At 71.2% G+C, this 24,178-nt stretch carries 26 protein-coding genes; 12 read left to right on the plus strand and 14 right to left on the minus strand.

The annotated features are described in order from the left end of the window. Positions 1–152: 152 nt before the first annotated feature. The gene (locus tag ACJ8AN_RS18845; protein ID WP_407756774.1) at positions 153–1,538 is read right to left on the minus strand and encodes a cytochrome P450; all 1,386 of its coding nucleotides are present in this window, start codon (positions 1,536–1,538) and stop codon (positions 153–155) included. Between the two features lie 37 nt (positions 1,539–1,575). Then, the gene (locus ACJ8AN_RS18850; protein WP_407756775.1) at positions 1,576–1,791 is read right to left on the minus strand and encodes a hypothetical protein; all 216 of its coding nucleotides are present in this window, start codon (positions 1,789–1,791) and stop codon (positions 1,576–1,578) included. Between the two features lie 119 nt (positions 1,792–1,910). Here ACJ8AN_RS18850 and ACJ8AN_RS18855 point away from each other — a divergent pair, with 119 nt between their 5' ends. Continuing rightward, a complete protein-coding gene (locus ACJ8AN_RS18855) occupies positions 1,911–2,708 on the plus strand; it encodes a B-box zinc finger protein (protein WP_407756776.1) in 798 nt (265 codons plus the stop codon). A gap of 121 nt (positions 2,709–2,829) precedes the next feature. Here ACJ8AN_RS18855 and ACJ8AN_RS18860 read toward each other — a convergent pair whose 3' ends face one another. Continuing rightward, entirely contained in the window at positions 2,830–3,639 is an 810-nt protein-coding gene (locus ACJ8AN_RS18860; RefSeq protein ID WP_407756777.1) for a hypothetical protein, read from the minus strand. Positions 3,640–3,865: 226 nt separating this feature from the next. On the opposite strand from ACJ8AN_RS18860, the gene ACJ8AN_RS18865 reads away from it, so the two are divergent. Beyond that, on the plus strand, positions 3,866–4,381 hold the full coding sequence (locus ACJ8AN_RS18865; protein ID WP_407756778.1) for a secretin and TonB N-terminal domain-containing protein: 516 nt from the start codon (positions 3,866–3,868) through the stop codon (positions 4,379–4,381). Here the strand turns inward: ACJ8AN_RS18865 and ACJ8AN_RS18870 are convergent. From ACJ8AN_RS18870 to dnaA, 5 genes are all read right to left on the minus strand, one after another. After that, positions 4,350–5,003, minus strand: coding sequence for a hypothetical protein (locus ACJ8AN_RS18870; RefSeq protein WP_407756779.1), 654 nt, complete (start codon positions 5,001–5,003; stop codon positions 4,350–4,352). The two genes, ACJ8AN_RS18865 and ACJ8AN_RS18870, sit on opposite strands and share 32 nt — an antisense overlap. Further along, positions 5,000–5,878 carry an alpha/beta fold hydrolase gene (locus ACJ8AN_RS18875; protein WP_407756780.1) on the minus strand — a complete coding sequence of 293 codons (879 nt, stop codon included), beginning with the start codon at positions 5,876–5,878 and terminating at the stop codon, positions 5,000–5,002. The genes ACJ8AN_RS18870 and ACJ8AN_RS18875 overlap by 4 nt, the downstream gene beginning before the upstream one ends. Positions 5,879–6,191: 313 nt before the next feature. Continuing rightward, entirely contained in the window at positions 6,192–6,818 is a 627-nt protein-coding gene (locus ACJ8AN_RS18880; protein ID WP_407756781.1) for an NAD(P)-dependent oxidoreductase, read from the minus strand. 79 nt (positions 6,819–6,897) lie between these two features. Beyond that, positions 6,898–7,596 carry a hypothetical protein gene (locus tag ACJ8AN_RS18885; RefSeq protein WP_407756782.1) on the minus strand — a complete coding sequence of 233 codons (699 nt, stop codon included), beginning with the start codon at positions 7,594–7,596 and terminating at the stop codon, positions 6,898–6,900. Between the two features lie 109 nt (positions 7,597–7,705). Continuing rightward, positions 7,706–9,058 (minus strand): chromosomal replication initiator protein DnaA, encoded by a 1,353-nt coding sequence (gene dnaA / locus ACJ8AN_RS18890; protein WP_407756783.1) that lies wholly within the window; start codon positions 9,056–9,058, stop codon positions 7,706–7,708. Between the two features lie 371 nt (positions 9,059–9,429). Here dnaA and rpmH point away from each other — a divergent pair, with 371 nt between their 5' ends. The 9 genes from rpmH (at position 9,430) to ACJ8AN_RS18935 (ending at position 16,600) form a co-directional block, all read left to right on the plus strand. Beyond that, positions 9,430–9,582, plus strand: coding sequence for a 50S ribosomal protein L34 (gene rpmH / locus ACJ8AN_RS18895; RefSeq protein WP_407756784.1), 153 nt, complete (start codon positions 9,430–9,432; stop codon positions 9,580–9,582). A gap of 16 nt (positions 9,583–9,598) precedes the next feature. Next, positions 9,599–10,000 carry a ribonuclease P protein component gene (gene rnpA / locus ACJ8AN_RS18900; RefSeq protein ID WP_407756785.1) on the plus strand — a complete coding sequence of 134 codons (402 nt, stop codon included), beginning with the start codon at positions 9,599–9,601 and terminating at the stop codon, positions 9,998–10,000. Further along, positions 9,997–10,215 (plus strand): membrane protein insertion efficiency factor YidD, encoded by a 219-nt coding sequence (gene yidD / locus ACJ8AN_RS18905; protein ID WP_407756786.1) that lies wholly within the window; start codon positions 9,997–9,999, stop codon positions 10,213–10,215. Before rnpA ends, yidD begins: the two co-directional genes overlap by 4 nt. A 13-nt stretch (positions 10,216–10,228) precedes the next feature. Then, positions 10,229–12,064 carry a membrane protein insertase YidC gene (gene yidC / locus ACJ8AN_RS18910; protein WP_407756787.1) on the plus strand — a complete coding sequence of 612 codons (1,836 nt, stop codon included), beginning with the start codon at positions 10,229–10,231 and terminating at the stop codon, positions 12,062–12,064. Further along, complete coding sequence (locus tag ACJ8AN_RS18915) at positions 12,061–12,870, plus strand: hypothetical protein (protein ID WP_407756788.1); 810 nt, start codon at positions 12,061–12,063, stop codon at positions 12,868–12,870. The genes yidC and ACJ8AN_RS18915 overlap by 4 nt, the downstream gene beginning before the upstream one ends. A 36-nt stretch (positions 12,871–12,906) precedes the next feature. Then, on the plus strand, positions 12,907–13,137 hold the full coding sequence (locus ACJ8AN_RS18920) for a hypothetical protein (RefSeq protein ID WP_407756789.1): 231 nt from the start codon (positions 12,907–12,909) through the stop codon (positions 13,135–13,137). A gap of 210 nt (positions 13,138–13,347) precedes the next feature. Beyond that, on the plus strand, positions 13,348–14,526 hold the full coding sequence (locus ACJ8AN_RS18925; protein ID WP_407756790.1) for a hypothetical protein: 1,179 nt from the start codon (positions 13,348–13,350) through the stop codon (positions 14,524–14,526). A 33-nt stretch (positions 14,527–14,559) separates the two neighbouring features. Beyond that, the gene (gene mnmE / locus ACJ8AN_RS18930; protein ID WP_407756791.1) at positions 14,560–15,921 is read left to right on the plus strand and encodes a tRNA uridine-5-carboxymethylaminomethyl(34) synthesis GTPase MnmE; all 1,362 of its coding nucleotides are present in this window, start codon (positions 14,560–14,562) and stop codon (positions 15,919–15,921) included. Between the two features lie 94 nt (positions 15,922–16,015). Then, the gene (locus tag ACJ8AN_RS18935) at positions 16,016–16,600 is read left to right on the plus strand and encodes a Uma2 family endonuclease (protein ID WP_407756799.1); all 585 of its coding nucleotides are present in this window, start codon (positions 16,016–16,018) and stop codon (positions 16,598–16,600) included. Positions 16,601–16,621: 21 nt separating this feature from the next. Here the strand turns inward: ACJ8AN_RS18935 and ACJ8AN_RS18940 are convergent, their stop codons facing one another. Together ACJ8AN_RS18940 and sppA are read right to left on the minus strand one after the other, a co-directional pair. Then, positions 16,622–17,668: a hypothetical protein gene (locus ACJ8AN_RS18940; RefSeq protein WP_407756792.1), complete on the minus strand. Its 1,047-nt coding sequence runs from the start codon at positions 17,666–17,668 to the stop codon at positions 16,622–16,624. A gap of 284 nt (positions 17,669–17,952) precedes the next feature. Continuing rightward, on the minus strand, positions 17,953–19,743 hold the full coding sequence (gene sppA / locus ACJ8AN_RS18945; protein ID WP_407756793.1) for a signal peptide peptidase SppA: 1,791 nt from the start codon (positions 19,741–19,743) through the stop codon (positions 17,953–17,955). A 300-nt stretch (positions 19,744–20,043) separates the two neighbouring features. On the opposite strand from sppA, the gene ACJ8AN_RS18950 reads away from it, so the two are divergent. Beyond that, positions 20,044–20,997, plus strand: coding sequence for an alpha/beta fold hydrolase (locus ACJ8AN_RS18950; protein ID WP_407756794.1), 954 nt, complete (start codon positions 20,044–20,046; stop codon positions 20,995–20,997). Between the two features lie 15 nt (positions 20,998–21,012). Here ACJ8AN_RS18950 and ACJ8AN_RS18955 read toward each other — a convergent pair whose 3' ends face one another. From ACJ8AN_RS18955 to ACJ8AN_RS18970, 4 genes are all read right to left on the minus strand, one after another. Continuing rightward, complete coding sequence (locus ACJ8AN_RS18955; RefSeq protein ID WP_407756795.1) at positions 21,013–21,576, minus strand: imm11 family protein; 564 nt, start codon at positions 21,574–21,576, stop codon at positions 21,013–21,015. A gap of 23 nt (positions 21,577–21,599) precedes the next feature. Then, positions 21,600–22,913, minus strand: coding sequence for an AHH domain-containing protein (locus ACJ8AN_RS18960; RefSeq protein ID WP_407756796.1), 1,314 nt, complete (start codon positions 22,911–22,913; stop codon positions 21,600–21,602). Between the two features lie 174 nt (positions 22,914–23,087). After that, positions 23,088–23,651: an imm11 family protein gene (locus tag ACJ8AN_RS18965; protein WP_407756797.1), complete on the minus strand. Its 564-nt coding sequence runs from the start codon at positions 23,649–23,651 to the stop codon at positions 23,088–23,090. A gap of 22 nt (positions 23,652–23,673) precedes the next feature. Then, positions 23,674–24,178 (minus strand): AHH domain-containing protein (locus ACJ8AN_RS18970; RefSeq protein WP_407756798.1); only part of this gene is annotated, 505 nt, incomplete at its 5' end.

Here is a 24,178-nt window from a genome sequence, read left to right on the forward strand (position 1 = left end):
GCGTCGTGCCACCACGCCCATGGGGCGCTTCCGAGGAGAGCCCCTCGGGGAAGGGTCTGGGAGGAAGGGGAGTGATTGTCGGCGACGTGTCGGCGACGTTTCGCCGGCCATCGCGAACTGTCGCGGCCCCGGAGAGGCGGATTGGATTTGCCTCATGCCGGAGCGGGCCGGGGCTCCAGCAGCATGGGCAGGCCGCCCTTGGGGCGGATGGTGACGAGCGGCTCGGGCTCCACGGTGTGGCCGGGCAGCGAGCGCAGCCGGAAGCGCTGCAGCACCAGGGCGGTGATGACGGTGGCCTCCATGAGGGCGAGCTGGTTGCCGATGCACAACCGCTGGCCCGCGCCGAAGGGGATGTAGGCCAGCCGGGGGCGGGAGGCGGAGCGCTCGGGCGAGAAGCGCTCGGGGTCGAAGCGCTCGGGCTCGGGCCACAGCCGCGGGTTGCGGTGCAGGGCGTAGACGCTGATGACGAGGATGACGCGGGCGCTGGCGGGGACGTGGACGCCGGCGAGCTCGTCCTCCTTCACGGGCTGGCGGCCGATGACCCAGGCGGGCGGGTAGAGGCGCAGGGCCTCCTCGAAGAGCCAGGTGACGTAGCGCAGGCGGGGAATGTCCTCGGCGGTGGGCGCGCGGCCGCCGAGCACGGTGTCCACCTCGGCGCGGGCGCGGGCCTCGATTTCGGGGTGCTGCGCGAGCAGGTGCCACATCCACGAGAGCCCCGCGGCGGTGGTCTCATGGCCGGCGAGGAAGAGCGTCATGGCCTCGTCGCGCAGCTGCGTGTCGCTCATGCGCTCGCCGGTGTCGGCGTCCTGGGCGGCCATGAGGGTGGCGAGCAGATCCTCCCCCTGCGTCTGGCCGGAGCGGCGGCGGGAGATGACGTCGAGCACCATGGCGTCGAGGGTGGAGACGGCGTGGCGGAAGGCGCGGTTGCGCGCGGTGGGGAGGAAGTCCGGGGCGCGCAGGCCGAGCGAGAGGAGGCGGCGGTTGGTCTCGGAGATGGCGAGGGTGAGGGCCTGGCCGACGCGGTCGGTGGTGCCGCTCACGTCGGTGGAGAAGAGGGCGCGGCCGACGATGCCCAGGGTGATGCGCATCATCTCGGAGGCGACGTCGAGGGGCTCGGAGGCGGAGGGGCGGGCCCCCCAGCGCGCGAGCATCTGCTGCGTGGCGTCCACCAGGGTGGTGGTGAGCGCGGCGAGGCGCTCCTTGTGGAAGGAGGGCTGCATGAGGCGGCGCTGGCGCTTCCAGAAGTCGCCGTCGCTGGTGAAGAGGCCGTTGCCGAGCAGCGGATACAAGTCCTTCATGAGGGCCGGGGGCTTGCCGTAGCGGTCCGCGTGGTCGACGAGCACGTGTTTGACGAGCTCGGGGCCGGCCAGGGACAGCAGGCTGAGGGTGGGCCCCATGCGCAGGCGCACGAAGTCGCCATGCTCCGCGTGGGCGCGGGTGAAGAGCTCGAGCGGTTGCTCACGCCGCTCCTGGATGCTGCCCCAGAACCAATGGCCCCGGGGTCCGGGGGCCTGCTCCAACGTACGGGCCTGCGTCATGGTGCGTCCCTCCCTCGCGCCCGACGCTAGCCGAGCTTCAGTGCATGGAGGGAGCGGGCTCTTCGGCGGAGACGCCGCCGGCCATGCCGGTGCGGGCCTCGAATTCGTTGCAGCCGCTGGTGCCGGAGACCTGGAGGTCGAACGGCTGGAGGTCGGGCTCCATGCAGCGGGCGACGTCGGTGTCCCCGGGATTGGGGTGGTGGGTGCCGAAGTAGCGGCAGCCCTTGCAGTGGCCCCAGTTCTTGTCCGCCATGACTTCCTCCCTCGTGTGGGCGGGGTTTCCCTACGAGGGTGGGGGTGGGGTGCGGCGGCAACAAGCGGCGCCCGCCCTGCGCTCCGAGGGGCGGGCGGGTTCGTGCGACACTGGCGCGCATGGCCTCCCCCAGCGCCACCGCTCCCCGCTGTGCCGTGCACCCGGACGAGCCCGCCGCACGCCTGTGCGCGCGCTGTGGCGGCTTCCTCTGCGAGCCGTGCACCACCTGGGTGCTCGGCGAGGTGTACTGCCCCACCTGCGCCGCGCTGCCCGAGGTGAACTACCTCGAGCGCTTCCGGCAGGGGCTGTGGGGGCGGCGGGACTCGTGGGCCTGGAGCCTCGGCTTCTTGGGGCTCGGACTGGTGGGGCCCGGGGGGGTGCTGGTGGTGCATGGGGGCGAGCCCCAGCTGGGAGGCTTCCTGCTCGCCGGTGCGGCGGTGGGCGTGGGGTACTTCTTCCGCCAGGGGTGGGCGCGCGGGGGGCTGCTCGTGCTGCCGGGGGTGCTGGGCGTGGCGGGCGTGGTGCGCGGGCGCCCCGAGTGGGTGGTGCCCGCCGTCCTCCTCTTCGTCCAGGGCCTGGCCATCCGGAGCACTCCCCGGCACCGGCTCTTCTTCCGCCTGCCGGTGCCGGACGCGGTGCTGCTGCGGCTGTGGGACCGCTACGAGAACAACCCCCTGGCACGCGTGGCGCTGTCCTTCGGGGTGTACGGGCTGGTGCTGCCGCTGTTCGCCCCGGTGGCGCTGGGGCTGGGCGCGGTGGCGCTGCGGCGGGTGGATGCCGAGGGCACTCCGCCCATCGGCCGCCGGGGCCAGGCGCTCGCGGCGATGGGGCTGGGCGCGGGCTCGGTGGCGCTGTGGGTGGCGCTCTTCTGGCCGAGGCTCTCGGCGCTGCTCGGCGAGCTGTGGGGCGCGGGGTAGGGGATTGCGCACGGCCCCCTCCAGGGTGGAGCACCTGGAGGGAGCCCGGGCCCGAGCCGGGGTGGGAGGCACCCACCGTGTGCGGACCGGGCCGGTTTCAGGGCAAACCGCCGGACAACCGTCAGTCCTTGGCGGTGCGCAGCTGGCCGCTGTTCTTGATGTTCGTCTTCACGCGGTTCTCCGCGTCGCCGCAGTCGCCCTTGGCCTGGTCGTCGATGCGCAGCACGTTGCTGGCGAGCTGGAGGTCGCCCTTGCTCAGGCACGTGGCCACGGGCAGGCCCTCGAGCCACGCCTGAGGCTGGAGCAGCGCGAGCAGCGCGGTGTCGGCGTCCACGGCGACGCCGTTGGTGGACTCGAAGCGCGCGTCCTCGCTGAACTTGAGCTTGAGGTCCAACGTGTTGGAGGCGTTGTCCTGGGTGAAGGAGGCCTTCACCAGGAGGCTGTAGCCCACGAGCGGCTCGCCGCTGGCGACCTCGGCGGCCTTGGCCTCGTCCAGGCGGAAGTCGATGCGCTTGTAGTTGCCCGCGGGCAGGCGCAGGCCGGAGAGGTCCGGGGTGGTGGCGCCCGTCATCAGGTCCACGACGATGGGGCCGGGGACGACGACGGTGCCCGAGCTCTCGCTGCCCTTGCAGGTGGCGCCCGCGAGCAGGCCGCTGACCTCGGCGCACTTCGTGCCCTGGGGCAGATCCAGGCGGATGTCCTTGAGGTGGATGCGCGCCTCGGTGAGCGTGAAGACAATCCCGTCGCTGGAGTGGAAGGTGGGGGCCGGCGTGGCGGTGGCCTCGGCGCCCTGGACGAGCACGTGGGCGGCCTGGGCCGCGGACTCGTTGACGGAGAAGCGGAGGGACGCGCCTTCCCCACCACAGGCGGTGAGGCCAACGGCGGCGGCGCACAGCAACGACTGACGGAGCGAGGGAGTGCGAAGGTTCATGGGCAGCTCGTGGGGTGTGGAGGAAGGGCGTCCGGCCGGGCCCTCCGGGTGTCGCGGTGGGGAAGACCCCCGGAGCCGGAAATCGGTCACGCGGGCGGCCGGGAGCGTGTGGGCCGGGGTGGGCAGTGTCGCACCGCGTCGGTGGAGGACAGTGGGGCGCGAGGCGGCCGGGCGGGTGGGGAGGCGGCGTTAGACTGGCGCGTCCCCTGAAAGCCGGAGGAGTCCCATGAGGCAGGTCCGAGCCGTGTTTCTCGCGTTGGCGCTGGCGGCCACGCCCGCGGTGGCGAAGGAGCCGAAGGAAGGCAAGCGCATCTCGTTGGACGTCACCCGGGCCAACGTGCACGACGTGCTGCGGATGCTCGCGGACGTGGGGCGGATGAACCTGGTGGTGTCCGAGGAGGTGCGGGGCTCGGTGACGCTGTCCTTGCGCAACGTGCCGTGGACGGAGGCGCTGGACGTGGTGCTGGCCTCGCGGGGGCTGGGCATGGAGCAGCGCGGCAACATCCTGCGCGTGGCGCCGCTGAAGACGCTGCAGGAGGAGGCCGAGTCGCTCGCGCGGCTGAAGGAGGCGAAGCAGGAGGCGGCGCCGCTGCGCACTTGGCTGATTCCGGTGAATTACGCGAAGGCCTCGGAGCTGTTGCCGCAGGTGAAGGCGGTGCTGTCGCCGAGGGGCAGCGTGAGCGTGGACGCGCGCACCAACACGCTCATCGTCACGGACGTGGAGGCGCCGCGGATTCCGTAGTCACGGGGTTGGGGCCGCGGCCGTACCAGTTGAGGGCGAGCAGCACGTCGCCGCGCCAGGTGGCATACAGGCCGTGCTCCAGGTCCACCCCGGCGCGAGCGGTGAGGGCGAGCCCCAGGGGCCCCAGCCGCCCGCGCCCGCCGAGCAGCACGCGCAGGGGGAAGCGGGGCCCGCCGGTGCGCAGGAAGGCCTCGAGTCCGGCCTGGGCGCCGAGGAAGCCCTCGAGGCGCTCGCCGCCGAGGCCCACGGTGAGTCCCGCGTGGGGCCCGAGGCCCACGTCGGCGGGGCCGCGCACCACGCCGTAGGCGGTGAGGCCGAGCTGCGCCGAGGCACAGGTGGCGCGCTCGCCCGAGCCGAGCTGCCACTGGCCCGCGCCGCGCATTTCCAGCACGCCGGTGGACGGGTGGACGAAGAGCTCGCCGCCGAAGGCGGTGGGGCGCGCGTCGGGCACGGGAGGCCGGGCGAGGAGGAAGCCGAGGCCCACCCCCTGGGGCCCGGCGAGCAGCGACAGGTGCGAGTCCTCCACGCGGCCGCGCGAGGTGAGGACGGGGGCCTCGGCGGCGGCCACCGGGGCGAGCAGCAGCGCGCTGGAGAAGACGAGGCAGGAGACGAGGGCCCTCATGGGACGGTCACCTCGGTGCCGGGCACCTGGCGGAGGTCATCGGCGCCGGTGCCCTGGCCGGCGAGCGCGGCGAGGAGGAAGCGGGAGAGGACCTCGGCGATGCGCTCGTGGGCGGTGTCGAGCGGCAGCGCGGGGGTGCAGCCGTCCTCGAGGTCCTTCTGGTCGCTGGCGGTGAATTGGTAGTGGGTGACGCCCTGGAGGACGGCGAGCACCGAGGGAGGGGGCAGCCGCGAGGCCTCGTCGCGCACGCGAGGCAGGGGCGCCGAGCAGTCCAGCTCCCCGGCGAGCGAGAGGGAGGGCACGGACAGCGAGGGGAGGCGGCCGGCGTCGGCGGAGTCGGGGTAGCTGGCGAGGAGGGCGAGGGCCGCGAAGCCGCCGTCGAGGGCGAGCTTGGTGGCGACGACGCCGCCGAGCGAGTGGCCGGCGACGGCGATGCGCGAGGGGTCCACGAGGCCCTGGAGGAGGGAGCCGCCGGGAGGGGAGACGAGGAGCTCGCGGGCGAAGTGGCCGTTGTCGGTGGCGGAGAGGGCGAGGCCGAGCGGGTGGGAGGGGAGCGCGACGACGTAGCCGCGAGTGGCGAGGGCTTCGGCGAGCCAGAGGTAGTCCTCGGGGGGGACGAGGCCGCCGTGGACGAAGACGAGCGCGGGGAGGCGGGAGCCATCGGGGGGCCGGGAGGGGCGGCCCTGGGAGTCGGAGGGGAAGACGACGCGGACGGGGACGAGGTCCGTGTGGCGGGCGCGCACCTGGAAGAGGGCGGTGGAGACGGGGGTGGGGGAGGAGCGCAGGAGGGTGCCGGAGTCGGGCGCGGGGAGGGCGCAGCCGGACAGGGCGAGCCAGAGGCAGAGCAGGAGGAGGGAGTGAGGGGCGGAGGTCACGCGGGAGGCTCGCATGGAGGGAGCACGGGAGGGCACTGAGTAAGGCCCGGGCGCGTGCTCCGCCACGTCACATGAAGCCCCCTCCGGCGGAGAACGGCGCGGACGGGTCCGAGGGTCGTACCAGTCGCGGGAAAACGCGCCCGGAGAGTCGCCTGTTGCCGGGTGGCGTTCGGGCGGAGGAGCCCCTCCGGCGGAGAACGGCGCGGACTGGTCCGATGGTCGTACCAGTCGCGGGAAAACGCGCCCGGGAGCCCCCTCCCGGCGAGCCGCGTCCGGGCGGGAGCGGTTGGCGGGCGTTGTGCTGGAGGCGGAGTCAGTCGCCGACGATGCCCACGCGCACGCGGTGGAGCTCGTTGCCGGTGGCGGCCTTGAGGGTGAAGTCGGCGACGTCCTCGGCGTACACCTGGCGGCCGCCGGTGGGGAGCGCCTCGACGGCGGTGCGGTACTTGTTCGTCTTCACGCCGCTGGGCATGACGGGTGGGCACACCACCACCCAGTCGAGGCCGCTCTCCTGGAGGAGGTGGAGGGCGCTGCGGTGGTCCTCGAAGGCGTGACGCAGGAAGGGGGGCAGGCCGTGCTCACCGGTGAGGCCCCCCGAGGGGTGGGGCAGGAGGCCCGCGGCGCCGACGGTGACGAGCCGTTGAAGGCCCTCGGCCTTCATGGCGGCGAGGATGGCGCGAGTGGCCTCGGTGACGACGGTGACGGCGTGGGTGGCGTCGCGGGCGCCGATGGCGCTCACCACGACTTCCGAGCCGCGCACGGCCTCGGCGACGGCGGCGCCGTCCTCGAGACTGCCCTTCTTCACGTGCAGGCGGCCGTGCTTGAGCCCGAGCCGCTGGGGGTCTCTGACGTAGGCCGTCACCTCGTGCCCCTGCCCCAGCGCGTCGTGCACCAGCGTGTGCCCGACGCGACCCGTCGCTCCGAAGACCGTCAACCGCATGGGTGTCACTCCTCCGTGCGGGGGATATAGCGCCTCGGGTGCCGGGTTGTCCGCAAGGCCGTGCACGGGAGGCGCGCCGCTATGGCGCCGAGGCCATCCGGGGGGGCTGCTGGGCCTGGACGAGGCCCTCGACCATCTTCATCAGCGTGCGGATGTCCCCCTGGAGGCCCGCGATGGCCGCGCTGTTCCGGTGGGTGTGCGCGTAGTTCTGCTCGAGCGTCTGCTCCAGCACCGTCAGGCGCAGGTGGTGCTGGTCGAGCCGCTCGGTGATCGTTTTCCGGATCAGGTTCAGCTCGCTGTGCATGGCGGCGAGCGTCGCCTCGTGGAGCGTCCTGGCCCGCTCCTGATCCATCTTGATGATGCGGTCCAACTCGACGGCGAACTCCCGGTAACGCAGCTTGTTGTCGGCGGCCTCCTTGTCCACCTGGATGGTCAGCTCCTGGAGCCGGCTATTCGTGTCCTCGAGTTGTTTGTTCGTGCGCAGCTGGCCGTCTTCGAGCGATCGCATGCGCTGGTCCGTGCGCTTCTGCCCCTCTTCGAGCGATTGCATGCGCTGGTCCGTGCGCTTCTGCCCCTCTTCGAGCGATTGCATGCGCTGGTCCGTGCGCTTCTGCCCCTCTTCGAGCGATTGCATGCGCTGGTCCATCCGCTGCTCCAGCGATTGCATGCGCTGCTCCAGGCGCTGCTGGCCCTGCTCCATCAGAGTCAGGATTCGCTGCTCGCCCGGCGTGAGGGACTGCTCGCCCATTCCCGTGGAGACCGACGTGGAACGCTCCATCGACACACACCTCCCGTGGTGACTTCTCCCGTAGGTTGACCCATCAGGTCACCCGCAGTCAAGTCACTGCTCAGGTCAGGTGCTGGGACTCCCGCTCTCCGGGGGAGCGCTACTCGCCCGTCAGCTTGGACTCCAGCTCGTCCAGCTCGCGCTTCACCGCCGCGTCCGTCTCGCGCAGCTTCTCCACCTTGCGCACCGCTGAAATCACCGTCGAGTGGTCCTTGCTGAACCGCGCTGCAATCTCCGGGAACGAGCCCTTCGTCAGCTTGCGGCTCAGGTACATCGCCACCTGCCGCGCGTGCGCCAGCGCCTTGTGCCTCCGGTCCTCCTTCAACGCCTCGACCGGCACCTTGTAGTAGCGCGCCACTTCCTTCTGGATGGTCTCCACGTCCACCGTGTGCCGCGTCGGCAGCACGTCCTTGAGCACGTGCGAGGCGAAGTCCACCGTCACCGGGTGCCTCGACAGCGAGTGGATGGCGCTCACCTTCACCAGCGCTCCCTCCAACTCCCGCACGTTCTTCTGGAATGCCCGGGCGATGAAGTGCGCCACCTCGTCCGGCAGGTCCAGCCCCTCCATCACCGCCTTCTTCTGGAGGATGGCCACCCGCGTCTCGAAGCTCGGCTCCTGGATGTCCGTAATCAGCCCCATGCTGAAGCGGCTGCGCAGCCGCTCCTCGAGCCCCGGCACCTCCGCCGGCACCATGTCGCTCGTGAGGATGATGGCCTTGCCCTGCTCGTACAGCGTGTTGAACGTGTGGAAGAACTCGCGCTGCGTCTCCTCCTTGCGCCCGAGGAACTGCACGTCATCGATCATCAGCACGTCGCACTCTTCGCGGAACTTCCGGCGGAACTCCGGCATCCGCTGCTCGCGCACGCTCTCGATGTACTCGTTGGTGAACTGCTCGCTCGACAGGTACACCACCCGCTGCGTCGGGTCGCGGTCCCAGATTTTATTGCCGATGGCGTGCAGGAGGTGCGTCTTGCCCAGGCCGGTGCCGCCGTAGATGTAGAGCGGGTTGTAGGCGCGGCCGGGGCTCTCGGCGACGGCGTGGGCGGCGGCGGCGGACAGCTGGTTGCTGTCGGCCACCACGAAGCTCGGGAAGGTGAAGCGCGCGTTGAGCCGGGGTGGCCGGGGGCCTCCGGATTTGACCTCCAGTGCGGGCTTGAGCTCCGGCGGGGGTGCCATGCCCGGCACCACCTCGTAGTCCACCTGGCGCGGCTCGTCCGTCACCCGGGCCAGGGTGGACTCGATGAGCGGCCGGTAATGGTTGTCCACCCAGTCCTGGTAGAAGCGGTCCGGCACGGCCAGCACGAGCGTGTCCCCGCGGACCTCCAGGGGCGCCATCTTGCCAATCCACCCCAGGGCGTAGTCCTTCTTGTCCTGGCGGAGGCAGTCCAGCATCCGGGCCCAGAGATTCTCGGCACCTGGCGTGGGGGCTGGGGTTTGGGCGAGCGCGTTCACGGGCGGCCTCCGAGGCGCTGGCGGATCACCAGACGGGGGGCCGACCGTGCTAACAGTCCCCCCCTGGGCGATCAAGTTTGCGGCCGGAACTCCAATCCTTCCGCGCCCCTACCTCCACTCGTTGGATCGCCCCCCAGGAGCGGAATCCCCCGGCCCTCCCCACTGGTTGTGGCCCCAGCGATTCACCATCCCCCTCGTTTCACCCCGGGTGTGGGATGCAAAAGGGCGGCGTTCATCCCCGGCCGGACAGGTGGGAGTGATCGGACGTTGACTTGGGTGGGAGATCGGGTTACGAGCGCCGCCTTCCTCAGTCTCGTGGATAAGGGCGCCCGCCGTATGGGCGAGCGTCTCGTCGTCCCAGGAGTCCAGCCGTGTCCAAGCGCACCTATCAACCCTCGAAGATCCGGCGCAACCGCACCCACGGTTTCCGCAAGCGCAACTCCACCAAGGCCGGCCAGGACGTGCTCAAGAGCCGCCGCGCCAAGGGCCGTAAGCGCCTGGTGGTTGCGTCCTACAAGAAGTAGTGCCCGGGATACTCGCGTGAAGGCCGAGGGCCAGGCGCCACCTCGCGATGAGCGCTTCCCCAAGGCCGTGCGGCTGCTGCGCCGGCGCGAGTTCCTCGAGGTCCAGGAGCACGGTCAGAAGCTTCCCTCCGACTGTCTCCTGGGGCTCGCCCGGCCCAATGGGCGGCCCTACAGCCGCGTGGGCCTGACGGTCTCCAGCAAGGTGGGCAATGCCGTGGTGCGTGCCCGCCTCCGCCGGCTCCTGCGAGAGTGTTTTCGCAAGCGCCGGGGGCAATGGCCCTCCGGTGTGGACGTCGTGCTGGTCGTGCGCCAGTCCGCCAAGGACGCCTCCTTCCAGGACATGTCGCGCGCCTTCGATGGAGTCACCCGCAAGCTGCAGAGGCTGTTTCCGTCCGGCCCCCGGGAGTCCGCCCGATGAGCCCTCTCGCCTGGCTGCTCGCGCTGCCCATCCGCCTGTACAAGCGGTGGCTGTCGCCCCTGCTCCCCCCCGCCTGCCGCTTCCACCCCACCTGCTCGGTGTACGCCCTGGAGGCGCTCCAGAAACATGGAGCCCTGCGCGGTGTGCGCTTGACCCTCTGGCGCCTGCTGCGTTGCCAGCCCTTCCATCCGGGCGGCTTCGACCCGGTGCCGTGAATGCCCTTCCCTTATGAACGATCTGGATCCGCTCTCGCCCAACTCGGCTGATTCCCAGCGGCGACTGATGATGGCGCTCGCGCTCGCGATGGCGCTCGTCTTCGCCTACTCCTTCTTCTTCTCGCCCAAGGGCCCGCCCCCCGAGGCCACGGCCCCGGACGCCGGGCAGGTGGTAGACGCCGGCACGCCCGGTGCCACCGCCGGTACGGGCACGCCGCCCGCCGCTGGCACCGGGAGCGAGGCGGGCCCCGTGGCCAGCGCCGACGCCACCCCACCCCCGCCGGTGCGCACGCTGAACCTCGAGCGGCAGTCGACGCACTACGTCTTCTCCAGCCAGGGCGCGGGCCTCACCTCGGCGGTGCTCCAGGGCGAGAAGATGCGCGAGCAGCAGCACCTCACCATCGGAGACGGATTCAAGCTGCTCTTCGGGGGCGACGTGCCGCCGCCGCCGCAGATGAACCTGGCGCAGCCGGTGGCGGGCCAGGCGCTGCCGCTGGCCGTCTCCATCGCGGGCCCCCACCCCCTGCCGGCGAGCACCCCCTACGCCGTGGCCGAGCCCGCCGCGGGCCAGGAGGGCGCCACCTTCACCGCCCGCCAGGGACCGTGGGAGGTGACCAAGCGCCTGCAGTGGCAGAAGGAGGGCTTCGAGCTCGTCTACACGCTGGAGGTGAAGAACACCTCGGCGCAGGCGGCCACGGGGGAGCTCCAGGTGCACTACAGCCGCGCCATCGACCCGGCCGGCGAGCACGCCCCGTCCTTCTTCGGCGGCGTGGGCAATCTCAGCTACGCCTCGTGCCACGTGGCCGACGAGAAGCACAAGCTGTCGGCGGACCAGAAGCAGCCCGACCCGGAGAAGCTGCGCGGCGCCGTGCAGTACTTCGGCATCGACCAGCAGTACTTCCTCTCCGCGCTCTACCCGCTCGAGGGCGCCATGCAGGGCCGCTGCGAGCTGCTCGCCACCCCCGAGGCCCGTGGCGTCACCGCCATCTTCCCCCTCACCGCCGCCCCCGGCCAGACGGTGACGTACCGCTTCGGTGGCTACCTCGGGCCCAAGGAGCCGGACCTGCTCGCCGCCGTGCCCGGCCCGTTCGTGCGCGACTCCTCCGGCGCGGGCGCTGGCGCCTTCGTGCCCAACCTCGGCGAGACGGTCGACTACGGCATGTGGGCCGTCATCGCCAAGCTGCTCGTCACCATCATGAAGTTCTTCCACGGCCTGGTGGGCAACTGGGGCGTGGCCATCATCCTCCTCACCGTCCTGGTGAAGCTCCTCCTGCTGCCCCTCACCCACCGCTCCATGGTGAGCATGGAGGCCATGAAGAAGCTCCAGCCCCGCGTGGATGAAATCCGCAAGAAGTACGCGGACGACCGCGAGCGCCAGAACACGGAGATGATGAAGGTCTACCAGGAGAACAAGGTGAACCCGCTCGGCGGCTGTCTGCCGATGGTCATCCAGATGCCCGTCTGGATTGCCCTCTTCGCCACCCTGCGCAACAGCTACGACATCTACCAGGAGCCCTTCTTCGGCCCGGTGTGGCGCGACCTCACCTACAAGGACCCCACGTACCTGCTGCCGCTCGCGCTGGGCGTGAGCATGATCATCACCCAGCGGCTCCAGCCGCAGATGGGAGACCCGGCCCAGGCCAAGATCATGACCTGGTTCGTCCCCATCATCTTCACCCTCACGCTCTTCAACTACCCGGCGGGCCTGGCGCTCTACATCTTCACCAACAACGTCCTCTCCATCGCCCAGCAGTACGGCCTGAGGAAGTGGCTGGCGAGGAAGGGCGGCGGCGGAGGCGGGCTGCCGGCGGGCACGGCCACGGCCACCGCGGGAGGCAAGCGCAAGTGAGCGACGTGCAGCCACCCGAGGCTTCTCCTTCCGCGGCCACCGCGGGCGCGGAGCTGCGCGCCCGCGTGGAGCGGCTCCTCTGCGACATCCTCGGGCTGATGGGCTTTCCCGCCCGGCTCGACTTCAAGGACGCCAGCGATGGCAGCCTCGCCGTCGCCGTGCACTTCCAGGGTGAGCCGCCCCCGGGCGTGGAGAATGGCAAGCGCAGCCAGGTGGTGGACTCGCTGCAGTTCCTCCTCAACAAGATGCTCCACCGTCCGGGCACCGAGCGGCGCTTCGTGCTCGTGGGCGCGGGCCTCCACCCAGAGCCTCGCGGCGAGCGGTTGAAGCGGGAGCAGGCCGCCGCCCAGGCCGCCGCCACGCAGGCCCCGGCTCCGGCGCCGCAGCAGGCCGCTCCCGCGCCGCAGCCCGCGCCCCGGGCGCAGCCGCAGGCCCCGGCGCCTCGAGAGGCCAGGCCCGCCCGGGGACCGCGTGCCCAGCCGCAGGAGGCGAAGGCCCCCGCCGCACGTGCCTCCGAGTCGGATGAGCGCTCGCTCGAGGTCGCCGAGGATGCCGCTCTGCGAGAGGCGGCCCGCAAGCTCGCCGAGAAGTCGGGCACCCTGGGCCGGTTCTACGCCCTCGTTACAGTGAAACCAGACGACCGCGCGCGCGTACTCAAAGCAGTAGAGGGCGTGCCGGGGCTGAAGGTCTCTTGCGAGGGCGAGGGCCGCAGCCGGCGCGTCGTGTTCACCCCGGACAAGCCCGCTCCGCTCCCCAAGCGGAGCATGCTGCCGGACGACGATGACGAGGAAGACCTCGAGGGCTGACGCGGCCCCCGGGGCCCACCGAGGAAAGGGCATTTCATGGGTAAGGCCAAGTCGCTCAAGGACAAGCTATACGGAGCGGCCGTGCTGAAGATGAGCTTCCGGCTGCGCGGGGACGAGGAGTCCCCGGCCTTCAAGGTCGTGTACCCCGGCGTGCTGAGGGATCTCGAGCTCGAGGACGCCGCCGTCGAGCAGTACATCCATCAGAACCGGGAGGCCGTCGAGCGTGCCGCCCGGGGCAGCACCCCGGCGCAGGGCGCGCGGGACTAGTCCTCCGGGGCGAGGCCCTGGAGTCGCAGGAGCCTGTCGGCCGATGGGCTCCGCGGGCTCCAGGTCCCCGCTGGTGGACGTTCGCGGCGTCCGCCACCCGCGTCACACGCTCCCTCGGCTGGACGCACCGGGGGGGTGCACCTACCTCGTGCGAGGCCCTTCCGGAGCTTCCGGCGGGTGCGGTGCCCCCAGGGCACAGGAGGCCTCCGCATGCGGCGTGCCGTTCTCCCGCTGTCCATCCTCATCGCCTGTGTCTCCGCCTGTAGCGGCAAGGGAGAGCCCGGGCCCCAGGGCGAGCCCGGCTCCAAGGGCGAGGCCGCCGTCGGCCCGAGGGGCGAGCCGGGCCCGAAGGGAGACACCGGGCCCATGGGCCCTCCGGGCAACTTCGCGCGCATCCGCGTGGTGCCCCCCGGTGACAACCCACTCATTGGCGGGGCCATCCTTCGCAACGCCGTCGAGTCCATCGTCAAGGTCTCCGCCGAGGAGCCGTGGCTCGTCCTCGTCGAGCCCGGGGTGTTCGACCTGGGCCCCCAGGGGCTCGAGCTGCGGCCGTACATCCACATTCAAGGCTCGGGGCAGGGGCTCACCACCGTGCGCTCCCGCGCGCCGGGCCCCACGCTGGTGGGCGTGGACCATACGGAGCTGCGCTCGCTCACCGTGGAGCACATGGGGGGCGCGGGCGAGGCCGTGGCCCTCTCCACCGCCTCCCCCCTCTTCCGTGCGCGCGACGTGGTGGCCTACGCCCATGACGGGCAGCAGCGCACCCTCGCCTTCCAGTCCTCCGCCGGCCCGGGCCCCGGCGGCTTCGAGCACGTGCGGGGGCTCGCCTCCTCCGCCCAGGGCGACACCGTGGGCTTCTCGTGCGAGGGCTGCACCGTGCGGCTGTCCGAGGGCTCCACGTTCCTCGGGCAGGGCGGGACGCGCGCCCTCGGCGTCTCCGTGAGCCAGGGCGCCGTGGAGCTGTGGGACTCGTTCGCCACCGCGTTGGACGGGAGCTCGGAGAGCGTCGCGCTGGAGGCGGACGGGGCCTCGCGCGTGGTGCTCGTGCGCGCCGAGCTCTCCGGCGCCAATGGCGGAAGCTCCGCCGCCCTGCGCCTGGTCTCGTCCTCGGCGTCCGTCCGGGACAGCACCCTCTCGAGCGCCGGCCCCTCGGGGAAGCAGGCGCGCGCGCTCGAGGTGTCCCGCTCCGGCTCCGGCTCCTACTCCGTGGACGTGCAGCGCTCCACCCTCTCCGGTACCAGCCAATCCGTGCAGAGCGCCGACGGGTACGCCATCCGCATCAGCGGCTCCCAACTGCGTGGTGGGAAGGTCTCCGGCAATGGCAATGTGTCCTGCAACGGTTCCTACGACGAGAACTTCAACGCCTCCCCCTCGCCCGCCTGTCCCTAGCCCGCCGCGCGGGGGGCTCGGGCCTCCCGACGCATGAGCTCCCCTCCCGCCACCCTCGCCGCGCTCGCCACCGCCCCCACCGCCGGTGCCGTCGGCATCCTCCGCCTCTCCGGCCCCGCGGCCCTCGAGGTCGGGCGCACGCTCGCCCCCGGTGTCCCCGCCTCGCCCACGCCCCGGCATGCGTACCTGGCGTCCTTCGTGGAGGCCTCGGGCGCCGTGCTCGACGAGGGGCTGTTCCTCTTCTTCCGCGCGCCCCACTCCTTCACCGGCGAGGACGTCGTCGAGCTCCAGGCCCATGGCAGTCCCCGGCTGTTGCGCATGCTGCTCGCGCGCGCCCTCGAGCACCCCGCCGTGCGCCCCGCCGGGCCCGGCGAGTTCACCCGCCGCGCCTTCTTGAATGGCCGTCTCGATCTCACCCGCGCCGAGGCCGTCGCGGACCTCGTCGCCGCCGACTCGGAGGCCGCGGTGCGGGCGGCCGCCGCCGGGCTCTCGGGCGCGCTCTCCGCCCGGGTCCGCGCCTTGGAGGAGCCCCTGCGCTCGCTCCATGCGGACCTCGAGGGCGTCCTCAACTTCCCCGAGGAGGCCGAGGGCGCCGATGAGGGCGCGGGGGCCCGGGTGTCCGAGCTGCGGGCCGCGGCGGAGGCTTTGCTCGCCGAGGTGGGCCGTGGACGGCTGGTGCGCCGCGGGGCCCGGGTGGCGCTGTATGGGCCCGTGAACGCGGGCAAGTCCACCCTGTTCAACCGGCTCGTGGGTGAGGAGCGGGCGCTCGTCGACGAGGAGCCGGGAACGACTCGCGACGTGCTGGAGGCCCGCGTCGAGTGGGAGGGGCTGGGAATCGCGCTGCTCGATACCGCCGGGCTTCGCGAGGCACCGGGGCGCGTGGAGGCGCTCGGCATTGCGCGCACCCGCGAGGTGCTCGCCACCGTGGACCTCGCCGTGCTCGTGCTCCCTCCCGAGTCCTCCGAAGAGGAGGCCCGGCGGTGGTTGGGCGCGGCCGGGGCCACGGCCGTGCTCCGGGTCGCCGGGAAGTGTGACGTCCGGGTGGGGCGCGAGGCCGTGGACGACGCGTCCCTCTCCCGGAGGGAGTGGGGTGGGTTGTCCGTCAGTGGTTTGACGGGTGAAGGCGTGGAGGGGCTTCGCTCCACCCTCCTGTCTCGCTTGTGGGGTGGGGGTGCTCCGTCCGCCGTCGCCCTCGTCTCCGAGCGCCACGCCGATGCCCTCCGCCGCACCGCCGAGGCCCTCTCCCGCGCCGAGGCCGCCTCGCGCTTCTCCACCCTCGAGGTCCTCTCCGGCGAGGTGGGCCTCGCCCTCGAGTCCCTCGGCGAGGTGTCCGGCACCTCCGCCTCCGAGGCCCTCCTGGACGCCATCTTCCAGCGCTTCTGTATCGGGAAATAGACACCCGCCCGGCCGCCCGGCGCATGTCAGACCCCTCCCTAGAATGCCTCCCCTGCCCGGCCCGAGAGGGCCAGAGGAGGACAGGGTGATTCCGATGTGCAACAGCCAGGCGGCGTACTCGGCTCTCGAGGCGCTGCCGATGGGATGGGTTGGGGAAATCGTCGACGAGGAGCTGGTGGCTTCGCCCCGGCCGGCGCCAGGTCAGGCCCGTGCCGCCTTCATGTTGGGAGTGGAACTCGGTGAGCGGTTGGATCCGCGGCGCGGCGGCTCCGGACGCTGGTGCTTCCTGCGCGCCCCCGAGCTGCGGCTCGGCCGCGATGTGCTCGTCCCGGACCTCGCCGGCTGGCGCCGCGACCGGCTCGCCGAGGCGCCCACGCCCGATGAGCCCTTCCTCACGCTCGCGCCGGATTGGATTTGCGAGGTGCTCACGCCCTCCACCGCCGCGCTCGACCGCACGCGCAAGCTGCCCGCGTACGCTCGCGCTGGTGTGTCCCACGTGTGGTTGGTGGACCCCTCGGCCCGCACGCTCGAGGTGTTCCAGCGCGTCAAGCGCGGCTGGCTGCTCGTCGACACCTACGAGGGCGAGGCCATCGTCCGCGCCGAGCCCTTCACCTCGTTGCCGCTGGAGCTCTCCTCGCTGTGGCTGCCTGGCGAGAGCTTCCTGGAGCTCGTGCGCTGAGCGGGTGAGGCCCGAGGCGCCTCAGCCCACCGCCCGGAGCCGGGGCGCCTCCGCCGTCGAGCGCATCAGCCGCTTCACCGCGCGCAGCAGGAGGTCCGTGTCGAGCGGCGCCGCGAGGAAGCCGCGCGCCCCGAGTGCCTGGGCCCGCACCACGTCCAGCTCCGGCACCTTGCCCGCCACCAGCAGCTGCGCGCGGGGCCGGCGCGCCATGGCCTCCAGCGAGGGCAGCGGCGAGAGCACCACCGCGCCCTCCCCCGCCGCCAGCACCTGCTCGGTGCTCGCCACGTGCGCCAGGTAGCCCGCCGTCTCCAGCACCCGCACCAGCCCCGCCGCCGCCGCCGCGCCCCAGCCGTACACGAGCACCGCTTCCGAGCGCTCCCCGGCACGCTGCTCCGGCAGCTCCTCCAGCAGCTCCTCCAGCTCCAACACGTCCAGCGGCTCGAGCAGCGGCAGCTCCAGCACCTCGCGCTCCGGGTTGAGGTCCGGCAGCAGGATGGCGCGCGACCCGAAGGCCGAGGCCCCGCCGTGGGTCAGCGACGCCATGCTGCCCTGGTGCAGCTGCATGTCCGCTTCCGCCTCGGGCAGCGTAATGGCCTCGAGCTCCGGGCGCTTCGGCGCCTCGGTGCCTTCCGAGTAGAGGCGCTCGATGGCCCGGGAGATGGCCGCGTCCGTGGCGAGCCTCGCCACCACCCGCGCCTTGCGCGTCACACTGCGCACCGCGTCCAGCGAGTGCAGGCTCGCCGGCGCGGCGATGGCCACCACCAGCACCATGTCCCGAGGGCCCTCCAGCCGCAGCGGCACCACCCGGTGCATCTCCGCCAGCTTCCGGGGCAGCAGCGGCGCGAGCGCGGGCTCCATCGGCTCGGCGTCCAGGTCCAGGGCCGGCACGCCGGCCTGGTGCGCCAGCGCCTCCAGCACCTGCCGCGCCGTGCAGAAACGCATGTCCACGACGACCTGGCCCAGCGGCACGCCCCACTTGCGCTGGTACGCCAGGGCCGATTGCAGCTGCAGCCCGTCCACCATCCCCAGCTCCAGCAGGATTTCTCCCAGGCGCTTCTTCGTCTGCATCGGGCACTCCCCCCGTCGTGTCTTGCGAGCGCCTCTGTAGAACAATTGCACCCGTGTTGTCTTCTTCCTTGACGCCACGTGATTGCGTTTTAGCGCCAGCGTGCTGTCTGTCTTCAGGGGCTGTCTGGTTATTCCGGGCGTCGGGAGCGTCCGGTGTGTGTTCCTGGACGTGGCGAGGCGCGTCATGTGAAGACTCGACGCGGTACGTCACGCCGGAACGGCAACGGGGCGGCGCGAGCCCGTGAGACCCGCCCGCCCCGCTCCCCGTTACTCCCGGACTCGGACTACCAGGTGGTGTCCGGCACCGGCGCCGACAGCATCTGCCGGCGCTCCTCCACCACGCCCAGCTTCACGCCCAGCTGGTAGAGCGCTTGCGTCTGCCGCAGCACCGGCTGCCACGGCGCCGTCACCTGCACGCCCGCGGCCTCCTCGTCGTCGCTGCTCTCGCCCTGCTTCTCCCCCAGCAGCGCGGAAATCACCTCCGCCGTGCCCTTCTTCTTCGGGAAGAGCTCCACGCGCACGTCGCCCTCCAGCTTCGCCGCCTCCTTCGCCAGCCGCAGCGCCACCGGGAAGCCGCCCAGCTCGTCCACCAGGCCCCGCTCCTTCGCGTCCTCTCCCGTCCACACCCGGCCCTTCGCCACCTCGCGCAGCTTCTCCACCGGCAGCTTCCGGCCCGCCGCCGCCTTGCTCGTGAAGTCCTCGTACACGCGGTCCAACGAGGCCTCGTTCTTCGCCAGCTGCTCCGGCGTCCAGTCCGTGTCCGAGCTGAACATCGTCGCGTTCTTGCCCATCCCCAGCGGCTCCCAGTTCACCCCCAGCTTCTCCCAGAAGTCCGCCGTCACCATCTTGCCGCCGTACACGCCGATGCTCCCCGTCAGCGTCCCCGGCTGCGCGACAATCTTGTCCGCGTCGACAGACACGAAATAGCCACCGCTCGCCGCGTACGTGCCCATGCTCACGATGACCGGCTTGCCCTTCTCGCGCGCCCGCTGCACCTCGCGGCGCACCGTGTCGCTCGCCACGTAGCCGCCTCCGGGGCTGTCCACCCGGAAGACAATCGCCTTCACCCGCTCGTCCTCCACCGCCTTGCGGAACGCCGCCGACACCGAATCGCTGCCCATCGTCGTCTCACCCGACATCGGGCTCGAGTGGCTCCGGCCCCGGTCAATCGTCCCCGCCCCGTAGATGAGCGCCACCGTCGGGCCACTCGTGTGCGGACGGCCCGCCCGCTGCAGGTACTTCTCCACGAAGAGCAGCTGCGCCCCGCCCGTCTCCTCCTTCACCTTCGCGTACACCTCGTCGCGGTAGAGCAGCCCGTCCACCAGCTTCGCCTCCAGCGCCTGCTTGCCCAGCAGCGGCGCCGCGTCGATCGCCGCCTTCACCTGCTCCTCGCTCAGCTTGCGGTCCTCGGCCACCCCCTTCACCATCTGCCCGAAGAGGCTCGCGAGGAAGCGCTCCGTCTCCTCGCGGTGCGCCTCGGTGTACGTCTGCTCCGTGTACGAGTTCACCGCCGCCTTGTACTCGTAGCGCTTGCCCATGCGCGGCTTCACGCCCAGCTTGGCCAGCGCGTCCCGGGCGAACGGCGTCTCGATCGCCGCCCCCGTCACCGACACGTCCCCCGAGGGCTGGAGGTAGATGTGCTCGAACGCCGAGGCCAGGTAGTACGCCCCCGTCGCGCCCCCGCCCTCGCCGAAGGTGTCCGTGTACACCACGGCCTTCTTGCCCTTGGCCCGGAAGGCCTTCACCGCGTCGCGCAGCTCCTGCACCACCGCGGTGCTCCCCGGCGCCCCGTCCAGCCGCACCACCAGCCCCTTCACCCGCGCGTCCTCCCCCGCCTTCTCCAGCGCGTCCACCACGTCGCGCACCGTGAGCTTGTCGTCCCCGAAGGCGCTCGCCAGCGAGCCCTCCGGCACGTACTCCGGCAGCGGCTCGTTCAGCTCCAGCTCCAACACCACGTCCGGCGGCACCCCCGGCTTCTTGGACGCCCCGAGGATGAGGAGCCCGATGAGAGACCCGAAGATGAGAATGCTCAGCGCGCCCACCACCGCGAGCGAGCCAATGAAGAAGCGTTTCATGCGACAGGCTCCTGACACCTGCGTGTATGCGAAGGGCTTACTACTAACCGCCTCGCATGACGACGCCCGCCCTCCCGCCCCGTGCTCCCCGGTGCGTCCAGCGGCCAGACGTCTCCCCCACACTCCCCGTGTGCCTGTTTCCTGGAAAACAGGAACGTTGGCGAGTCCACGGAGAATCGAGGTAAACACGTCTTCCCTGGAACGTCCGGAGAGAAGGAATGGGGGGAGGGGTTCCCGGGGTTGCGACGATGCCTATTCCTAGACGGGAACGACGCGCCTCCCCCTCACGGAATCCCTGCCATGGACTCGAACTTCTCACTCTCGGTGCACCTGCCTTCTCCGACGTCGAGGCCCCACGGCGCCTCGAGCGTGAGCCTGCTGGAGGCGCCCTGCTCGCTGAGGGACCCGGAAGGGGGCGTGCCCTTCTCCGAGCCCGTCTCCATCCGCGTGCACACCGTGCGCGGCGCGGGGGGCGTGCCGCTCGCCGTGTACGACGCGGGAGACCCGTACGGCCCGGCGCTGCTCTTCGTTCACGGCTTCTCCCAGTCCCACCTGGCGTGGCGGCGGCAGTTCCACAGCGCCCTGAGCCTGGGCTTCCGCCTGGTGGCGTTGGATTTGCGAGGCCATGGGCACTCGGGCAAGCCGCGGGACGCGTATGGCGACGGCCGGCTGTGGGCCGAGGACCTGCACGCCGTCATCACCGCGCTGGAGCTGGAGCGGCCGCTGCTGGTGGCCTGGAGCTTCGGCGCGATGGTGGTGGCCGACTACCTGCGCCACTACGGCCAGACGCACGTGGCCGGGGTGAACTTCGTGTCCCCCATGGTGAAGACCGGCTCCGAGGAGGCCTTCGGGCTGCTGTCGCCCGACATGCTCGCGCTGATTCCCGGGCTGTTCGACCCGGAGGACGGCGCCACCCTGGAGCGCTTCGTGTCGCTGCTGCACCACCAGCCGGTGTCGGCGGAGACGCGGCGCATGGTGCTCGCGTACACGGAGATGGTGCCGGCGTACGTGCGCGAGGGGATTGGCTCTCGCTCGGTGGACAACGACGACGTGCTGCACCAGCTGACGATTCCGGTGCTCGTGTCCCAGGGCCTGGAGGACCGGATGGTGCGCCCGGACTCGGGCCGGCACGTCGCCTCGGTGGTGCCCGGCGCCCATGTGTCGCTCTACCCGGGCATCGGCCACTCGCCCTTCTGGGAGGACTCGCGCCGCTTCAACCGCGAGCTCGCCGCCTTCGCCGCGCGCTGCTGGTAGGCCCGGGCGCTTTCGCTACACCTCGGTGAAGCGGGGGCCGGTGATGCCCTCTTGCTCGAGGGCCTGCTTGAGGTCCTCGGAGACGATGAGGGCTCCCGTCCATCCCCACGGGCGGAAGATGCGCGCGTCGCCCACCTTCGTGGGGTCGATGCGCATGCCCGAGAGCACCCGGTACCAGCCCACCTTCTCCGGCTGGCCGTCCTCCGGCGTGAAGTGCCGCACGTCCCGGCACCGGGGCTCGTCGATGCAGCGGATGACGCGCAGGGCATTGAGGATGAACCAGGGCCCGGCATGGCCATCCACGTGGACGGGGAGGAATTGAACGTCCCGCACGCCCAGGCGCTCGAGGAGCTGCACGACGCGGCCGTGGACCACCGGAGTGGAGAAGGCATCCTGGGTGTATTCCAGCTCTCGCCCATCGGGCCTCACGGGAAACCGGAGGGTTCCCGGGTGCTCGAGCCTGCGGCCTCTGGTGAACTGCCAGGGATCGATTTTCTGCCCGTGTTCGTCCACCGGATGCCGCAGGTGCCAACGCTCTGGCTCGCGCATGTCATCCGTCAGGTCATAGAATCGGTTCATCCTTCGCCATCCTTGGATGTGTCCTACCCGTTCGTCAGCAACCGGTGGAGTTCTGTCCCTGGGGTACAGACCTCGTCCGCGATCCTCTTGAGCTCATCCGCCAGAAGGCTCCGACATTGCTTCTCATCGCGGCACTCCGCGAGCACGGATTGCAAGCGACGATGGATTTCTTGGTGATATTGCTCGGGATGGGGGCCCTGGTGGCCCTTGAGATAGATGAGGTTCTCCTTCGCCTCCAGACTCATCCCCGCGAGCTCGAAGAGTATTTCGAACCTGGGCGTCCACGGGCCGCCCCGCTGCGTCGAGACGTTGTTCTTGTTCGTGGCGAGGTGATGCCAGTAGTAGCCGTCCTTCGGCTCGGAGCCATCGATGCAGGCACTGCCCCCTGCGGCCGCCGCCGTGCCCGCCGCGACTCCCGTGACGATGACGGTGCCATCGGCCACCATCTGCACCGTCGTCGTGCCGCCCATCGTCAGGCCCCCGGGCAATGAGAACCGGGGCGCACGCAGCAACGCCCCGAGCCCTCCCGTGGGCACCTCGGGCAACCCCTTGGCTACGCCCATGCTGGCCACCAGCATCAACACCCGGAGTCCCGTGCCTCCCATCGCCTTGCCGAAGCGCTCGGCCGCCGCTTCGAGCTCCTGCACCGTCCTCGCCGCTTCCGCCTCCTGGTAGAGCTGGAGGCAGGCCCAGGCCACCCGGCCGAGCTCCAGCGCCCCCACCGCCAGCGTCAGCCGCAGCGTCAGCGCCGCCACGAAGGCCTTGGTGAAGACGGGCTCGGGCGCCAGCCACGCCGCGAAATAGATGAAGACAGACAGCGCCACGCTGGAGACGAACAGGGGCGAGTTGAACAGCTCGCGCGCAGCTTCGCGCACGCCCTCGCCCATGTAGCGGGGCGAGAGCTTCAGGGTCATGAAGAGGCGGCTCGCCTCCAGTGAGTGCGGCAGGGGCAGCCGCGACGGGCCATACCGGGAGAGGAACTCCTCGCGCAGCCGCAGCTCCCACGCCTCGGGGGCGGCCCCCTGCGTGTTCCCAGCCCCCGCCGACGCCAGGACGAGCCGCGGACGTCCCTTTTCCCTCGGGGGCAGAGACTCATGCAGGGCCGCGAGCACGGCACGTGCTTCTTCCAGCCGCAGCTGCTCCCATGCCAGGTCGGGGGTCAGGGGCTCGAAGGAGAGCCTCAGCGCGCCTCCGGGCAGTGCGTCCACCCGCACCGGCTTCGACTCCTTCCGGGGAGACTCACCGCCGGGCGCCGTGGCCCGGGTCGTCGCGCACGCGGCGGACAGGAGGAACATCAGCGTCAGGGACAGACGCGGTAGCGAGCCGACTCTCTTCATACCGCCGCAGCCTGCACGACTTCTCTCCAGCCGCGCACCCGTCTTCCCGTTCCTTGCCCTCCCCCCAGCGCGAGGGACGCTGGCTCGAGTGCCCCCCGGTCACGGTGCGGATGGGTACCCTGCGGATGGGTACCCTGCGGCTGACTTCTGGGTAAGGTCGAATAGGGAGTCGCTTCACACCTCGGTGAAGCGGGGGCCGGTGATGCCCTCGCGCTCGAGGGCCTGCTTGAGGTCCTCGGATACGATGAGGGCTCCTGTCCAGCCCCATGGGCGGAAGATGCGGGCCTCGCCCACCTTCGTGGGGTCGATGCGCATCCCCGAGACCACCCGGTACCAGCCCACCTTCTCCGGCTGGCCGTCCTCGGGCTGGAAGTGCCGCACCTCCCGGCACCGGGGCTCGTCGATGCAGCGGATGACGCGCAGGGCATTGAGGATGAACCAGGGCCCGGCATGGCCGTCCACCTGCACGGGGAGGAATTGAACGTCCTGGACGCCCAGGCGCTCGAAGAGCTGCACGACGCGGCCGTGGACCACCGGAGTGGAGACGGATGCCTCGGTGAACTCCAGCTCCACTCCGTCGGGTTTCACGGGGAACCGGATCGTTCCCTGCGGCTCAAGCCAGCGGCCCTCGGTGAATTGCCAGGGGTCGATTTTCTGCCCGTGTTCGTCCACCGGATGCCGTAGGTGCCAGCGTTCTGGCACTCGCAGGTCATCCGTGAGGTCGTAGAAGCGGTTCATCCTGTGTCTTCCTTGATGTGTCCTACGTCTTCGTCAGGAGCCGGTAGAGCTCCGTTCCCGGAGTACAGACGTCGGTTGCGATTCTCTCAAGCTCCTCCACGAAGAGCGTTCGACATTCCTTTGGAGTCCGGCATCGTCTGAGCACGGCTTCCAAGCGATCGTAGACCTGCTGGTGATAGTCCTCGGGATGGGGACCTTGGTGGCCCTTGAGATAGACGAGGTTCTCCGCCGCATCCATGCTCATCCCCGCCAGCTCAAAAAGGTTCTCGAACCTGGGAGTCCACGGGCCGCCCCGCTGCGTCGAGACGTTGTTCTTATTCGTGGCGAGGTGGTGCCAGTAGTAGCCGTCCTTCGGCTCGGAGCCATCGATGCAGGCACTGCCCCCTGCGGCCGCCGCCGTGCCCGCCGCGACTCCCGTGACGATGACGGTGCCATCGGCCACCATCTGCACCGTCGTCGTGCCGCCCATCGTCAGGCCCCCGGGCAATGAGAACCGGGGCGCACGCAGCAACGCCCCGAGCCCTCCC

Origin of the sequence: Archangium sp., assembly GCF_045802675.1 — a bacterium.
Classification (GTDB): domain Bacteria; phylum Myxococcota; class Myxococcia; order Myxococcales; family Myxococcaceae; genus Archangium.